This window comes from Cytobacillus sp. S13-E01, from assembly GCF_029193815.1.
Lineage (GTDB): Bacteria > Bacillota > Bacilli > Bacillales > Bacillaceae_L > Bacillus_BV.
This window is the reverse complement of the sequence record NZ_JARFVC010000012.1, coordinates 12,140-29,739: the sequence shown is the minus strand read 5'-3', so window position 1 is coordinate 29,739 and position 17,600 is coordinate 12,140. Positions and strand designations below refer to the sequence as shown.

The 17,600-nt window shown below is 38.3% G+C and carries 5 protein-coding genes, 1 pseudogene and 1 riboswitch; all 6 genes and pseudogenes read right to left on the bottom strand.

Annotated elements, in window-relative coordinates; all coding sequences use genetic code 11:
* Positions 1-133: 133 nt before the first annotated feature.
* Positions 134-8,425, bottom strand: a complete 8,292-nt coding sequence (gene pulA, locus PY093_RS09925; RefSeq protein ID WP_275645739.1) for a type I pullulanase — start codon at positions 8,423-8,425, stop codon at positions 134-136.
* Between the two features lie 461 nt (positions 8,426-8,886).
* A complete protein-coding gene (locus tag PY093_RS09920; RefSeq protein ID WP_275645738.1) occupies positions 8,887-9,189 on the bottom strand; it encodes a hypothetical protein in 303 nt (100 codons plus the stop codon).
* A gap of 382 nt (positions 9,190-9,571) precedes the next feature.
* Positions 9,572-9,654, top strand: a riboswitch (cyclic di-GMP riboswitch).
* Positions 9,655-10,683: 1,029 nt separating this feature from the next.
* Complete coding sequence (locus PY093_RS09915; RefSeq protein ID WP_275645737.1) at positions 10,684-11,889, bottom strand: sensor histidine kinase; 1,206 nt, start codon at positions 11,887-11,889, stop codon at positions 10,684-10,686.
* Between the two features lie 122 nt (positions 11,890-12,011).
* Positions 12,012-12,167, bottom strand: a pseudogene (locus tag PY093_RS09910) (AbgT family transporter); the annotation flags it as partial.
* 417 nt (positions 12,168-12,584) lie between these two features.
* On the bottom strand, positions 12,585-15,059 hold the full coding sequence (locus PY093_RS09905) for a S8 family serine peptidase (RefSeq protein ID WP_275645736.1): 2,475 nt from the start codon (positions 15,057-15,059) through the stop codon (positions 12,585-12,587).
* 764 nt (positions 15,060-15,823) lie between these two features.
* Positions 15,824-17,257 (bottom strand): S8 family serine peptidase, encoded by a 1,434-nt coding sequence (locus tag PY093_RS09900; RefSeq protein ID WP_275645735.1) that lies wholly within the window; start codon positions 17,255-17,257, stop codon positions 15,824-15,826.
* Positions 17,258-17,600: the final 343 nt, after the last annotated feature.

The following is a 17,600-nucleotide window of genomic DNA, read 5'->3' as shown; positions in this document are numbered from 1 at the left end:
GCTGGAGCTAGACAGGGTTATGACCTCAGGTCCGATGGCGCCCGGAGCTAGGGCACTATAACTAGGTACAAACTTTTATACTTTCTTATCTTTTAAAAAAAGACCGTTATCCTGTAGATAACGGTCTTTTTCCTTATACCTCTTCTATTTTCTCTAGTAATCTGTAAAGCATGACAGATGCCTGCGCTCTAGTTGTATCGGCTTTAGGGGCAAAGGTATTGTCCTCAAGTCCCTTGATAATACCCAATTCTGTCGCTAGCGCTACATACTCTTTTGCAAATGCTCCTATACTATCACTATCCTTGAACTTCAATGTTCCTTGGTTCTCTTTTACTAGTTTGTTGTTCCTATACTCTACTGCACGAATAATCATCGCTGCCATTTCTTCTCGCGTAATGTTTTTAGAAGGTTCGAAAATACCATTTCCTTGACCATTTACAATTCCTACTCGATTTGCTGCTTCAATTTGTTGTGCGCTCAATGCTTGTTGCATGGAAACATCATTAAAGGTTCCTTCGTACTCTGATAATGGAATATTTAAGGCACGCACAAGTAAGACAGCAAATTCTGCACGAGTGATATCATCCGTTGGTTTGAATGAAGTTGCCGTTTTCCCTTGGATGATCATTCTTGATGCTAATACTTCGATTTCATCCTTAGCCCAATAGTTATTGATATCTTTAAACGTCTTATTATTTTCAATGACTGCAAATGTTGAGAAATGTTTTGTAGTGAATACGAACTCTGCGTCAACCACCTTTCCTCCAACATACTCCCATTTGTTTGTTGTTTCATTCAAATAGTACGCTGCAGCTTTACGTTTGTCTTTCATCTTGTTCTCATATACTGTGATACTTACTTCGATTGGTTCAGCAAACTGAGAAACGATTTCATTATCACCTTTTACAGTAAAGTCAACTACGTTTGAGACAAGCTCCTGGCTTGTTAGAGTTACTGGTAGACTGTCAGTTGACTGTCGTGTATTAATCGTAATAGAAATACTTCCATTTGCTTTTTCTACTATGTCAGTTAGGTTTTTAGTAGAAAGAGTTACCTTTGATTGGCCTGAATGAATAACGAGTGTCTTTTTATTTTCCACAAGTTTAGTTATCGTAGTCTTTGTCAATTCAGCCGTTTGTTCACTAACCTTTTTTCCTTCTGTTGCTTTTCCCAGGTCAATAACAACCTCTGATTTTGTCTTATCTTGAATTAACGCATTGATTTTTTCTTCGGTTACTTTTAACTTCACTTTACCAGTTTTCTCATCAACCTCTAGTTCTCCTTGATTAGTAGAAGGAGTTGGTGGTGTTGGTCCTACTGGACTGTTATTATTGTCTTCTTTCTTAGCTGCAGCAAGAATGATTGTTCCACCATTTTCTCTTGAAGGTAGTGTTAATGTAACTTCATTTGCTGCTGAGACTTTGTATTTCTCACCACTGTATAAATCAATTATTTTTTTACCTGCTTCAAACGGAACTTCAAAAGTTGTTGTTTTCGCTTCTGTTGTTGTGTTTAATCCAACGACAACAGATTCGTTATTGTAGCTCCGTTCAAATACTAAATAGCCGTCATCGTTTCCACCTGCAAGCTTTTCACGAGTTCCTTTAGAGAATACTTTTGAAAAGTCTTTACGGATGTTTAATAGCTTTTGATAATGCTCTAGCATTTCATTATTCTCGACTTGGTCCCACGCAAAATCATAACGGTTTTCACTAAATTCGCCGTTATCCATGTTTCCTGCAGTTCGACCTGATTGACCTAATTCTTCACCATAATAGATAACAGGCTGACCTTTTGCGGTAATTTGAAGGGCTGCCGCAAGCTTCATTTTATTAATATCACCATCTGCACGTGCAACTAGGAATCCATCCTCATCATGACTGCTTAGGAATTGCCCTAATGTTGCTGTGTTGTCAATCATGCTGTTGCGATATTGGAGATAACGATCGGCTCCATCAATGTCACCATTAATGAAATTCTGTGCAGCTCCTTTGAAGCCAAAGTCTAGTAATGAATCCATTTGGCCACTTCGTAAATTGCCGCCTGTGTTATCCACACTAGCACCGAAATATTCGCCGATTAATTTGAAATCCGGTTTAATTTCTGTTAGTGCATTTTTAAATGCTTTCCATGTTGTATCTTCAACATTTTTAACTGTATCAACACGGAAGTAATCAATTGTATCACCGCGGTTTGTTCTTGCTTTTTCTAACCAAGCTGTTTGCCACTCAATCACTTGTTGACGTACTGCTTGATCTTCTGTTTTGAAATCTGGTAAACCAGCTAATTCACCTTTTATACTATCTGTCCCACCGTCACGTAGCATTCCTGTAAAACGTTCACGGTCAGTGTCCGTTGGGAAGTTTTCGATTCCCATACCGATACTTGGGTCATTTTCCTTTAATCCATAGCCTGCATGATTTAAAACAACATCGACCATGATTTTAATTCCACGATCATGTGCTTTGTCGATAAGCTTTTTAAACGTTTCAATGTCACCTAAATGCTCATCAAGTGATGTAAAATCTTGTGACCAATAGCCGTGGTAACCAAATTGACTTCCGACTTTGTTATTACGTAAATCCCAGTCAATGTTATCAACAATTGGAGTAATCCAAATGGTATTAATACCAAGGTCTTCAATATAATCCAGCTTGTCGATAATCCCTTGGAAATCTCCACCATGATATGCTTCTGCTTGTGTAGTATCATAGTTTGCACCATTGGGGTCATTATTTGTTGGGTCACCATCATTAAATCTGTCTGTCAGCATGAAATAAATACGTGCTTCATCCCAATCAAAGTCAGACTTTCCAACTGATTGTTTTGCTTTTACTTCAACTGCAACTGTATTTGTATGCTTGTTTCCAAATTCATCTACAACTGTCACTGTTAAATCCTTCGTTCCAGCTGTGATAGAATCCGTTACTGCAATTGTTTGTTTATAAAGTTCTGGATCAATCACAACTTTTTCTGCTCCACCAAGGGGTGATAAATCTAGATACGCTTCTTTAATCTCGACATTGTCTTCAGAAGAAATAGTTAGCTTTACTACTGCATTTTCTTTTGCAGAAATCGCGCTAGGTGTTACTTCTGATTCAATTGTTAGATCTGGTATTTTGAATTCGATAATTGATTTCCCAGCTTCATTTGTGTTGAATGGATCAGTAACTTCTGTTGTAATTCCATTAATTGTTACTAGGAAGCTATAGTCATATGTGCCTTCTTGTAGGTCGTTCATTGTGTAGTTGAAGAGCTCATCTTCGGCACGATAGTTCATATCAAATACTTCGTCATTTACCTTTACTTGGACGTTTTCAATTGTGTCCATTGCGTTTGCTTTATAAAGGTCCATATCACGATAGAAGAAAGTTAAGCTACCATTATCTAATACCGGGCCATTTACTGTTGAGACAGTATGGAAATCTTTTACTCCACTTGTTACGACTACTTTTGTTAATGGTTGATTTGGATCAATTGTGATATAGCGGTCCGCGTCATACGGATCCTTTTGATCCCAGTTTTGACCTTTACGAAGCACGAAACCGACACTTGATGTTTCAGGGCCAATTTCAAATGTTGCAACAGCACCTTTATCTGTTACTTCATCAAATAATTTTTGACCGTCTTCTACTCCTGTTTGCCATGTCCACATGTTCCAGCCTTCGTAATCTTTATCAGCACGAACATATGTGAACTGGATATAGCGTTGTACATATTCTTTTACTTCGATTTCTTTTGCTGCTTTTACTTCACCAGATTGAACTGTTATCGTCGTTATACCTGGTGCAACACCTGTTACTTCACCATTTGTTTTTACCGTTGCAACAGCTGGTTTTGAAGATGTCCATGTAATAATGGGATTCGTCATAACTTGACCAAATTGATCTTTTACAACCGCTGTTAGCAGTGTTGATAATCCCTTAAATACTGAATCACTTCCAGACAACTCAATGCTTGTCGGGATAAGCTCACCAACATTAACGGTTACTATTGCTTGAACAGATCCAATCGTTGCTGTGATGGTAGCTGTACCATTTGCTATAGCTGTTATTTTACCATTACTAGAAACCGTTGCGATGGTTGAATCCGATGATGCCCATGTAATCGTTTCTGTTGTAACCGGGCTACCGTTTTGATCTTTCACAACTGCACGTATCGTTCTTACTTCATCCACTTCTAATCCAAGCTCTGTTGGTGAAACATCGATTGTTGTTACAACTGGAGTGTAGCTTGTTGCCACGTCATATAACACCATCGTTGATAAACCAGCAACAGATGCTGTATTGCCTTCAATTGTACGTAGTGTTTCTGTACCAGCTGCCGTGTCGTCAACAACAACATTCCATGCTGCTGAATCTGATGGTAATGCGACATCTTGTGCCTCTGCATTACCGTTGTAAATCACAACAATATTTTTCCACCGATCATTATTTGCGTTATTTTTCAGTTTAAAGGCAACGATGTTTCCATCTTGCTTATAAACTTCCAGGTTGTTAGCAATTGCTTCTTTTGAGCTCATGCGGAACGCTGGATGTGTTTTTCGTAATTCAATTAAGCCTTTGTAGTAATCGAAGACTGGTTTGAAATCTTCTTTTTTGTCCCAACGAATTTGGTTAATTGCATCTGGACTCTTATAGCTATTATGATCCCCAAACTTAGTACGTAAAAGCTCATCACCTGCGTGAATGAACGGAATACCTTGTGATGTGAGGATGATTCCATTTGCTAATAGTGAGCGTTTTACCGTCTCGTTTGCGAGTACATTGTTTGTGTCTACTGCATGGTAAGGTGTTGAAGCATTAACGGCTTCTTCAACTGAAGCATATTTTTCAGCACTTTCGCCCTGTAATGCACCATCAAGCATGCTAACAAAGCCTTCTTCCTCTTCTAGACCTTGTGTTTTGATAATTTTATCCCAAAGATTTAAATTATCATGTGCTGTTACATAGTTAATCGTTTCAGATGCACGGTTTGTGAAGTCGTTGATTCCACCCATAACACCTTTAACAATATCTGCTTCTTTGCCTGCTTCACCTGTTGCAAACCCTTTAGAGGCATCATCACTTCCGCCTTTAATTGCCCCACGGAAATTATCATTGAACACGGCAAAGTTTTTATCTTTTTGTGAACCTTTTAATGTTTGAAGATTAGCTGCTAATGGTGAGCCACCTGCTTGCCAAGGTTCACCATAGATTAAGATTGTTGGGTCAACTTGCTCTTGGAGTTCTTTTGTAAGCTGTTCGATTGTGTTTACATCTATTAATCCCATCAAGTCAAAACGGAAGCCATCGACATTGTATTCCTCTGCCCAGTATCTAACTGAGTCCTTAATATATTTCCGAACCATTGGACGCTCTGTTGCTATTTCGTTACCCACACCAGATCCATTTGCTAGTTTACCAGTTTCAGTTGTACGGTAGAAATAGCCAGGCACGACTTTATCAAATGGGCCGTTTGGTACGTCAAAAGTATGGTTATAAACAACATCCATTACGACACGAATATTATTGTCATGCATCGCTTGAACCATTTCTTTGAATTCTGTAATTCTAGTTATTGGGTTCTCAGGATCAGTTGAATATGAACCTTCGGGAACATTATAATTTTGTGGATCATAGCCCCAGTTGTATTTGGCATTGACAGAGTTTGCATCGTCTACCGTTAATTCATTCACCGTTTTAAAATCATAAGAAGGTAGCAAGTGGACATTTGTCACACCTAAATCTGCTAGATGGTCGATTCCAGTTGCATTACCATATTGGTCGGTTGTACCTTCTTCAGTAAATGCTTTGAATTTCCCTTTGTTTGTCATACCTGAGTTTTCATCAATTGAGAAATCTCTAACCTGTAGTTCATACACAATCGCATCTGTTGGATTAACCATTGCCGGTTTTGACGTTGGGTTCCAATTTGATGGATTTGAGCTATTTAAATCAATGATTGCACTACGTTGTCCGTTTGCTGAAACTGCGAATGCATATGGATCGACCGCATAATTTGTTTTTCCATCAGCAAATTCTACTTTGTACATATAATATTTGTTGTTTAAGTCTTCGTTAATAGTTGTTGACCAGACACCATTTGCAGAACGAGTCATCTCTGTTTCTAGACCGTTCGTATTATCTTCAACTAATCCAGCTTGATTGTAAGTGCCTGCATTATCGTAGATACTTGCGCTTACCTTTGTTGCTGTTGGTGCCCAAAGCTTAAAGGTGCTACTAGTTGATGAATACGTTAGACCTAGGTCTTTTCCATCATATTGGAATTTTGTATCATCAAGGATTTTACGCATTGTTACTTTTGAAGCTGTAAAATTCGTACTTTTTACTTCATAAAGATTTCGAACATCAATTACAGATGGATCTATTACTGTTAACTGAATCTGGTTTGTTTTTACTCTAGTTGCAGACACTTCAAGTTCTGTTTCATTTGTTACATCCGTTAAAGTGAAGCTAGTAAGCTCACTATCTTCAATTCCATGTGTTGTTGTTACTAGAACTTTATCAAGGGAATCCATCATCGCAGCTTGGATGCGTTTACCTGTATCCACTTGATCCTTGTTGTAATAAACCTCTTCAACACCTTCGATCATCCATGCTTCCACTGAATCTTGACCTTCAGGTAGCTGAATTTGTCTTGTTACTTCTTGCGTAGACCAGCTACCAGGACGAGTGATTACGCTAATTTTAGACGCTGGGAATTTAAATGTTGTTTGTGCAAATCCATCTTCTGTTGTAGATGTAAATGGATATACTTTACCTTCTGTGTTATCATCCCACACCCACATATCCCACTCATTTTGCTTGCCATCAAAACGATAGTAGTTGATCGTGAAATCAAACATTACTGCTAGAATTTTGATAGTTTGTGAAACCGTGTAGCCTTCATACTCACCTTGTAACGTGAAAGTACTATTTACAGGTGCATCTGCTGTGATTGTTAGTTGATTTTGACTAAGTTCGACACCACTTACTGGTTCTTTAATTGACCAGATTGGTGTTGCAGCTACTTCTTCGCCTTGTTTATTTAAAAACTTCGCTGTAAGCGTGCGTTGTTCACCTATTTCCATTTCAGTTGGCAAATTTGCGGTTAAACCTGGAACCACAAGTTTGTTATTGCCGTCTTCAAGCTTTTGGCTGTTTAAAGGGTCTACTATCCAATTACCATCTACTACAAATTTATAACCATACACGCCCGATGGCAGGTTTTTAGATAGTGAATAGATATTGTTCACACCTTTTACCATCGGTTCTGGTGTCCAGTTATTAAATTCACCAGCTACATTAGCTGTTTGTGTAGTTTCACTTCCTTGGTAGTTAAAGGTTACTGTTTCAGTAACAACAGGGCTGTCTACTAATCTAGTTGAAAATGAGAACGATAGATTTTCTGATAGATTCGTATTTGTAAGTAAGCCTGTTACTGCTTGGCTTGGCACTTCAACAGTGTATGTTTCACCATAGCTTAGCTTATCTGGTGTAAGGGTTAGGGTTTTATCTGAAGCAACTGCGATAATATTAATTGGATTGACAGAAGAGTCAGTTAATTTAATTTTATGATCGCTCGCTAGTTGGATTGTTTCGTTAAATGCAATTGTGATTGTTGGCTGTGTGCTTACATTTTTTTCACCATTTACAGGTGTTGTGTTGGATACCGCTAATGCTTGTGGAGCAGTAATGCCAGTAACTTTGTATCCTGTGCTATAAGTAGATTGTATATTTGGATTAGCACTTTCGTTCGAAGAAGCTGCAATTTGATTTCCTTCAGCTTGAGGAATAACATCAAATGCACCATGCTCTCCGTTATTTCCACTTAGAACTACAATCGCTTTTAGTTCATCGTTATTTTTAAGATTTAATTCACTCAAAGGAATTTTTCCTTCGAAACCGGTCGCTCGGTCTACTGCAAATTCTGCACCCTTGCTATCTTCCCATGAATTTAACAGTGGAGTGCTGAGGTCATTAGTTGAATAAAGAGCTGCTCCATTCACTTCATTATCATTTTTAACTCTAAATGTAATATGGTACTGGGGTTTATTTTCTGTACCATTGAAGTTATATTGTGCACCCCAAGGATTTCCTGCTACATTTGAGTTTTTTGCATTGACTTGAAGAGCAATGTTAAGAAATTGTCCATTTTCGCCCCAATTTGGGACATTGACTGCATCTACCCAAAAATAAAGGTATTGGCCGTCATTTTTCAAATAAAGATTATCAATATTAAAGCCCTCAAATCCAGCCTCTGGTGATGTGGCTAGTGGAGTCTCATTGCTCCAGTCATCTTTGTTCCCATCGACTGTCATTGCTGTCGTATTTTCTATTGCAAACCCAGGTTGTGGAATTGCACTAGTGAAAATACTAAAAATCATCATAATAGAAAGAACTAGTGAGATGTTCTTTCTGTACTTACGAAATCTAGTACTCATAGAATTTCCCCTCTCTTAAAAAATGGTGGTTTGTGAGTCTTTACCCTAATGGGTAAATCGGTATTTTGTTATGCGAAAACGTTTGCATTTTGGAACATAAAAATTTATATCTATCGTTTAATAGAATAGATTTCTTTTTGTGCAATCGTTTTCATTTACTAATAGATTTAGGTTATCACTTTATAGCGAATTTTTCAATAGTTTTAAGGTAGCGTTTTATGACACTTTTCTAGACCTTGTCGACAATTATCAAATAAAGGATTCATCGCAATTTTGAGAGGGTAGTATTAGGAGGCGTTATTGGCGTGGCGGGCATGATAGAATTGTTGGTTAAGCCAGTATCTTCTGCATGCATAGTGCTTCCTTGGCTTATGGGTCATGCCTGCTGACTGTTGATCTTGATAGTTTTTTCCCATCTCAAAAGTGCGAGTAGCACATGACTAGAACGACACCTTTTAAGATTATATCAGCCTTGATATTAAATAACTCGCGATAACTTTATAAATAAGTGGATAAAAGGCTACAACCACATTTACATAGAGTAACACGCGGAAGTAAAAGAGGAAGTTACTGCCTTTCATTAAAATAGGAGTAAATGCAGTTAGGATTGCTAATATCGATAAAGCGAGGAATACATATGTACCATTCGCTGTTCCATATTTAGCTGTTAGAACAAAATATCCGATTGTTCCATTAAAGATTAAAATCAGCACTGAAATAAATATACTTATTAATCCATAAAGAGACTTTACCTTTCTTATCAAATGTGTTCTCTCCTTACGCTTTATTATTCTCCAATCGTACACAAGTATAGTATAAGTAAAAAGGTGCAAAGTACACATGACTATGTAACTAGATTTGCAGAAAGGCTTACTAACCTAGGTTGAGAATATGTAGGAGGAACGAGATCTCGGTTAAAAAGATGAGTGAAATAACCGAAGTGAATTACGATCCAATTGGGATTTGGCACGTAAGTATATTGAGCAACTCCTTCATTGTATTCGATGATAAATGGACTTATTTTTTGAAATGACGAGCTATCGATGAAGAAAAGCTCGAAAATTGTAAAAAAAGATTATAATTCCCCCTCCAAATTATGACAATATTGTGATAATAGTATATGTTATAGTAGCCATATACTTTAACGAACGGAAAAGGCAAACCCTCTGAAATGAGGTGACGCAAAGCTAGAGGGGCTACGTCAATTGATATGCCAGCCAGCTGCCTCCATTATCAAAAGGGGGATTATCCATGCCATACTACGCTTTTAAAGAAATTTGGACACCACTTAAATTATTCCGCATTCGCTTCTTTAGATGTCTTGATGACGGAACTCTATTTTGCAAAGTTGGAAGTGGGCCTCGTAAGCAAGTTTTCGGTGAAAAAACTTTATAGCTCTGTAATAGCTAGAGACACGTATAACGGGGAATGAACCAAAGCTCCGAACGTGAAAAAACTTTATAGCACTGTAATAGCTAGAGACCGTCCTCTAGCTATTTTTATTTTTAAAATCGAATAGGACAACTCCTTCAGAGCATATCCATTAAAGTAACCAAGCTTAAAAGGGGTTTGCATATGATATTCAGAAGAAGACTTAGGTATAACAGGCGCAGCCGGATTCCTCCTCAACTTTTTATCATTATAGTGCCACTTGTGCTGATTTTGTTTCTTTTTTCGCTCTTCCGAAGTTCACCAGAGGCAATCGCACAGGAGACTGTCACTACATTCTACACGTATGAACAAAATGGTGACTTTAGCGGCTCGTGGGACCTGTTTCATTCACAAATGCAAGAGCGATTTCCTAAAAGCCAATATATTGAACAACGAAATCTCGTCTTTGTTAGCAGTTTCGGGGTCAACACATTTGACTACACTGTCGGTAAGGCAGAATCAATGAAAACGTGGAAAATGACAAAGGACTCAGTAAGTCTGAAGAATGTTTACAAAGTTCCTATCACCCAAACCTATAAGAGCACTTTCGGAACATTCACACTACAACAAGATGTATTCGTTGCCAAAGAAAAAGACGAATGGCGGCTGTTGTGGTCCTATCAGTGATCGCAATCGACATCTTCTAGGAAGGTGTCGATTTTTCTTTTCGACACGTTCTAGGAAGGTGTCGATTTTAGTTTGGCCATTGCCAAGTATTTCAGCGACTGCCTAGTTTCCCTTACACGTTAAGAGAGTCGTTATTCTTTTGTATTAGGTTATAAAAAAGTGGTGTTGTCATAGGCGACAACACCACTGCTTCAATCATATTACATAATCGGAAATGTAACTCCCACTTTTGTACCTTTTCCTTTTTCACTATTGAAAAGGATTGAGCCATGATATTTTTCCATGATATTATAACAAATCATTAAGCCTAATCCTGTCCCTTTACTTTTTAGGGTATAAAACGGAGTACCTAAGGCTTTCACTTCTTCCTTTGTCATACCATCACCATTGTCTTTAACATATATAGCTAGCTTATTCCCTTTTCGCTTAGCTGTTATCTCAATGGAGCCTCCAGAAGGAGTGGCCTCTATTGCATTTTTAATTAGGTTAACGAATAGTTGTTTGAATTCCATCAAACTGCATTTCACTGTGTATTCCTCATCTATTACTACAGAAAATTGGATATTGTTCATTAAGGCATAAGAACTGAGCAAATCATAAACACTATGTAAAGCAGCTTTTACTTCTACGGTAACACTAATCTCTTCAGCAGGTTTGGCAAGTGTTAAAAAGTCATTGATGACTGTTTCCGCTATTTGTAATTCTTCCATCATAAGTGGATAATGCTTTTTTACATGCTCGGGTACGGTATTGTCCGATTGATAAAATTGCAAGAAGCCTTTAACCACAGTGATGGGATTTCTAATTTCATGGGCAACCGCTGCTGCAAGTTGGCCTGTCGTTTTTAATCGTTCAGCCTGCTGAATTTGTTCATAATACTTTTTTTGACTTTCAATTCTTGAATGTGATAACTTAAACACAAAATATAAGATAATCTGACTACCAATAAAATTAATAATGTTACCTGTTATATCATTATAGATAAATAGATATCTCTCTCCTTGGTCAACAAGTAATACGTAACCAAACGTAAGCATCATCAAAAATGTATTAGCTACCAATGCAAAGTAGAATAGTCGCAAATGGAAAAATAGAATCGCGATACTAGGAATTAAACAAATTAATATAAACGTTGATGGTGTCTCTGGGTATATAATGAACAGAGTGTAAAAATACAAGAATGTAGTAACTATAATTAGAATTCGTGTTATTACGTTTTCATTTTTTGGATAAATAATGAACTGGACTGATAATAGTACAACTAAAATTAGGTGAATTATAAAATCTAAATCAACATTTGTTTTTCGAAAATAGACAACAAATAAGCCCGTTATCATTAAAGCAATTGTCATTGTTATCGTTATTCTATAGACTTTTAAACTTGAATCATTTCTTAGCTCTCTCATGTTTTAACATCCTCAGTGATATTAAGTAGTTCTATTGTACCAGTATTATTCTATAGATGGCAATGTTGTAACGGTATCATTTTCCTAGCCGTATGGATTGTTCTTCTACTAGTATTTGCCCTTACAGGGATTCCGTTCGGACCAGGAATTGCCCATTGTGCTGAACCACTAAAGATGATTAGATTCAGTAAACCAGTTAACAACGTAAATCCGATGACAACTGGTAAGCCTGTTAAGTTCATTGATGTTAAGAATTCAGCCCCGTTAACCGCAATCCATGTCGTTGATGGTGTAGTTGCAGTCTTCATCACTCCCTAAGTCAAAGTCTAAAAGAGACATACTAATCTTTTGAATTTTACCGCTTGATGGAATTATATTGGGAAATCGAATTGTACGTTGAACTCGCCGAATTATAATGGAATTTGGCCAAATTATTCTTAAATTTCGCCGAATAACTGTAATCCGGGGCAGGTTGCACGTTGTAGGAACGGCGGATTTTCTAGTCAAAACAAGGTGAAGTGGGATCTTAACACAGGAAACACAAAAATTAAGGTGGTTTTATGAAAATACCACAGAATCAATGTTTATGGAGTGCAAATTCCGAATAACACTGGAAGATTACGGGGTTTCAATAGAACCATCGAATTGCAAGTGCAAAAAAAGACTCCCAGATCTCCCTGGAAGTCTTTTGCTCATTATTTTAAATAAGCATTATAAAACCTAGTCATCGCAACTGCGAACTCACCGCGTGTTACCTTTGCTGTTGGGCTAAATGTTGCAGTAACTGTCGGTTGTAAGTCATATGGTCCTTGTGTTACTGAGAAGTTTGCGTTTAGGATGTTTAAATCTAATGCTAGCTGGACATAGCCTTTTAAGTGTGCAGGGATTTGACCTGCGTCTTCAATAGCCACTCGCTCATCCTTGTATTGAACTGTAACATCACCTGTGAAAGCTTCTGCTTGTTCTTGTAAGCCTAAGCTTTGTGCAAGTGAATATGCTAGTTCCGCACGTGTTACCACATCACTCGCTGCAAATTTTCCATTTTTTGCAAGCATTACACCGTTATAGAATTGCTCGCCACGGAAGGCAGCGCCTTTTGCAATAACCGCTTCGACAAAAGATAGGTCGCTTGTTTTCACATCAGCAAATGTTTTTGTACCTTGTGCTGGTAGTGATTGGCGAACTTCTGCACCCATTACTAAGTATTTTGCAAGATCCCCTCTCGTAAGGTCTGCATCTGGTTTAAACGTGCCATTTGAATACCCATCAAATAACCTTTCGTTTACACCCATTTGAATAGCTCCTGCTGCTGGATGTCCACTAATATCATCTAAGCCTGTAAATCCGCTTACTTTTGTAAATGCTAATGTTCCTTGTACTTCTTCAGGAAGAGCCGCACCAATTGGATTTACCTCATTCCCTCTTAATCCTCTTATCTCTGCCTTCCATGTTCCTGCTATTGGAGAGTTTACTGAGACTGTTCGGTCATAGTATAAAGGAAATAGAAGGCTTATACCTGAGCTGTATTCTGTACCATCTGGAGCAATTAATACTAGGTTTATCGGGTTACCTGTTTCACCTAATAAACCTGCGCCATTCGCTTTTGCAACTAGGTTTGATAGTCCAGCTTCCACTGTGAATTCATACGCATTTTCTGAAACTAGTGTTAGTGGGTTATATGTTACTAAAAAATCAGTTCTTTCAGTTGCGGAATTAACATTACTATTGAACGATTGATTAATATTAAGTGTATTTCCGTAATTTTTTCCGCTGAATGCTTTGTCGACAGCCGCATATGCGTTTACATAGCCTGCGCCTACTTCCCAAGCCTCGTAGCCCGGCATATTTGTAGCGGTATCCTCAAGGATTTGTTTCACTTCATCAGGTGATAACAGTGGATTTGCTTCTAATAATAGCGCAACAATACCTGCCACAAGTGGTGTCGCCATTGATGTTCCACTCATCGTTGTGTAATAAGGTAAATATGCTGGGTCAATTGTTGCCGCATCTTGTTCTGCGGCTAAGCTTGAAACTGGTGCAATGACTCTTGTTGAAACAATATCAACACCAGGTGCAGTTACAGTTGGGCGGTCCTGCCACGTCCATTCCTTCCCATCCATTGTAAATGTTCCACCTACTCCATCTGTCCCACGAGAAGAGAAGTCTGCTAAACTACCATCTTTCACACCAGCTGCAACTGAAATGACCCATGGTGCTTTTGCGTATGGATTATGTGTATCTTCCCCAGGTCCTTCATTACCCGCTGCAAAAAGAACGGTGATACCGCGGTCATATGCTTTTTTACTAGCGATATTAACAGGGTTATTTGGATCAAATCCACCTGAAGAGCCCCATGAATTTGTAATTACGCGAATTCCATATTTCGCTTGATTTGTAATCGCATAATCAAAGCCACCGATTGCATCTAAAATAAGGAGTGCTGCACCTGAACCATAGCCAATTAAGTCGGCACCCGGTGCTGCGCCTTCATATTTCCCACCAGACATTGCACCAGTTCCACCTACTGTTCCAGCAACATGCGTTCCATGCCCTGAATTCGAATCAGTGTTTATCACACCTTCTTGGTATGAAACTGGTAGTAGAGTTGGTTCTAAGCTATTTAGATTCGTTGTACCTAGTACGTTTTGAACAAGATTTAGTCCAAATTCATGGTCCTTATGTGTTCCGTCAACACCACTGTCATTTATGACAACGCCAACACCTTTACCCGAAACTGGTAAACCACCATTTTCTTTGCGGAACCCGTCATCCGTTCGAACTTTATCAACACCTGTAATATCTGTCGACTCTTCATTAAAGTATTCTAGTTCACTATTTAAGTAGATTGAGCGAACTTCACTATTTTTAGCAAGCAAGTCAATTTGAGCCTTCGTTGCGATTACACCTGTAATTGGAAGGGATTGCATCGATATCCCTGTATCAATTCCGATTTCCTCTAGAAGGTTCAACTGATTCGTACTTGGTGCTCCATCACCTTTAAATGAAACAATGACTTGAAGTGCACTCTCGAGTTGAAATGCTTTCTCAAGTAATGGGTCGATGCTCACCTCACCCGTTACATTTGCATTTGCTGTTTGTAATCCTGAGAAAAAAGTTGGAAACACTAAGACTGCTGCAAAAACAATAGACAACCACCGTTTCATTTTCATTTATCATACTCCTTTCGTATTTGGTCAAAATAACTAGCTGAAGATCTACCTTCATTATCTCGATTTCGCTACCCTTTTCCTATTACGCAAAGGTTGTAAAATGAGGCTTCAAAGGGAGTATTTATTTATCGTGCAAAAGTAGTAGGGTAACGGTGCCTAATCCCCTGTGCTTTTGCTATCGGAAAAAATAGTTGAGTGATTTATCTGTCCCCTGTGCTTTTCCAAATAGAAAAAGGAGTAGGGTAATTTATCTGTCCATTGTGCTTTTCCAAATGGAAAAAGGAACAGGGTAATTCATCTGTCCCTTATGCTTTTCCAAATGGAAAAAGGAGTAGGGTAATTTATCTATCCCTTGTGCTTTTCCAAATGGAAAAAGTAGTAGGGTGTCAGATTCATTGGTCCTACCACCGTTTTTTTTGCATAAAATATGTATTTTGATGATTGAGGCATGTATATTGTTGGTTTAGGCTCGTATTTTTAAAATCAGAAAAGTAATTTGTCATTTTAGACAAGTAAATCCGCAAATTAGGCGGCTATCGCCATTTAATTGGAAATTAACTCAGCCATTACGGATTAAAAGACAACGTATTTACTTATCTCTCGATCGGTGTTTCTTTTATGCTAATTAAGCAGCGACGCTTACCGAATTTCAGCTTAAAATATATAAAAACAATAAAAAAATGACTAGCAAATCAACATACAATTTGTTAGTCATTTTCGGTTGTTAACGGACCCCGTTAGCAGAAGCAACCACTTCTTATTGGTTATTTTTTATTTTTTTTAAACGCTTCATCGACAGCTTTATAAGCATTTACATAGCCTGCTCCTACTTCCCATGACTCATATCCTGTCATAGAAGTTGCGGTTGTTTGGAGGATTTGTTTTACTTCTTTTGGTGAAAGTGCAGGGTTAGCTTCTAGCATTAATGCAATGATACCTGCCACATGTGGTGCTGCCATTGATGTCCCGCTCATTGTTGTGTAGTACGGAAGGTAGGCTGGATCAATGTATTCCACATCTTTTGTGGCACCAAGCGATGCTACTGGTGAAATGACTCTTGTTGAAATGATGTCTACACCTGGTGACGTTACAGTTGGACGATCAACCCAATTCCAATTTACACCGTCGACCGTAACTGTTCCACCTTTATCTTTTACACCTCGAGATGAAAAACTAGCTAATTTCCCTTCTTTATCACCTGCAGCGACCGTTACTACCCATGGCGCTTTTTTATAGTTGCCTGAGATTGTTGATTCACCAGGTCCTGAGTTTCCAGCTGAAAACACCGTTACAATTCCACGATCGTATAGCTTTTTTGTAGCAATATTAATTGGATCATTTGGGTCAAAATCAGTTCCTGCACCACTTGTTGCACCCCAAGAGTTTGTGATGACACGAATGTTATATTCATACTGATTTGTCAGTGCATAATCAAAGCCGCCAAGTGTATCTAGCATGGCAATCGCTGCACCTGATCCATAGCCTATTAAACTAGCCCCAGGTGCTACTCCTTCATACTTGCCACCAGACATCGCACCTGTCCCACCAACAATACCTGCGACATGTGTTCCATGGCCTGACGAATGATCAGTAGATGCTACACCTTCCACATATGTAATTGGAAGAAGTGTATCAATCGCTTGAAGATTTGTAGAACCAAGTACATTTTGCACTAAGTTATCACCAAACTCAATATCCTTGTGCAATCCGTCTATACCACTATCATTGATAACGACCCCGATTCCCTTCCCGGAAACAGGTAAACCACCATTTAATTTTCGCATTGATTCATCTGTCCGAACAAGGTCCACGCCTGTTAAGTCAGTAGCCTCTTCATTTTCGTACGCTAACGCTTTATTTAAATAAATTGAGTATACTTCACTCTTATTTGACAGTTTTATAATTTGCTCAGGAGTTGCAAGTACTCCAGCCATCGGTAAGCTTTTAAACGCTATTGCCTCTGTTATTCCTACGTTTTCAAGTAGATTCATATGTTCACTTGTTGGACCATTATCAGTCTTAAATGTGACGATCACTTCTTGGATCTCTGTTGTACTAAATAAAATTTCTAGTAAGCTTGGGTCAATGATTGTCGTTTCACTTAGTGAGATTGCTTCTGGGGATGAAGCAGGGTAGACCGAACCAATTATTGTAGTAAATGCTAAAACAAAAGATAGTAAAAGAACTTTTCCCTTCATTTTTCCAACTCCCAACAGAATAGTTTCATTATTTATAATTATCTCACTCTCCGGTCATCCGAACTATTCTGCATAAGGTGTAAACTTGGTGTGCTTGGGGTACTATATTGTTACTACAAAAGTAGTAGGCGTTGGGACAGGTGGGGATCGTCTTATTTAAATAAGTAGTCCGCTCATAAATTAGTGTATTCTGCACATAAATGCTTGTTTTTCACACATTAATCAGTCGTTTCCGAACATAAATAATGATTTTCTGCACATATCCCGCTAGTTTACGCTCGTATATCCAGTTAATTAGAAAATCAGACTGTTTTTGGGTGGGTTATCCATTGTATATTTCGCC

Bases quoted from the DNA above. Each gene is read 5' to 3' on its own strand.
- pulA (WP_275645739.1), bottom strand. From the start codon at position 8,425: ATGAGTACTAGATTTCGTAAGTACAGAAAGAACATCTCACTAGTTCTT.
- PY093_RS09915 (WP_275645737.1), bottom strand. From the start codon at position 11,889: ATGAGAGAGCTAAGAAATGATTCAAGTTTAAAAGTCTATAGAATAACG.
- PY093_RS09905 (WP_275645736.1), bottom strand. From the start codon at position 15,059: ATGAAAATGAAACGGTGGTTGTCTATTGTTTTTGCAGCAGTCTTAGTG.
- PY093_RS09900 (WP_275645735.1), bottom strand. From the start codon at position 17,257: ATGAAGGGAAAAGTTCTTTTACTATCTTTTGTTTTAGCATTTACTACA.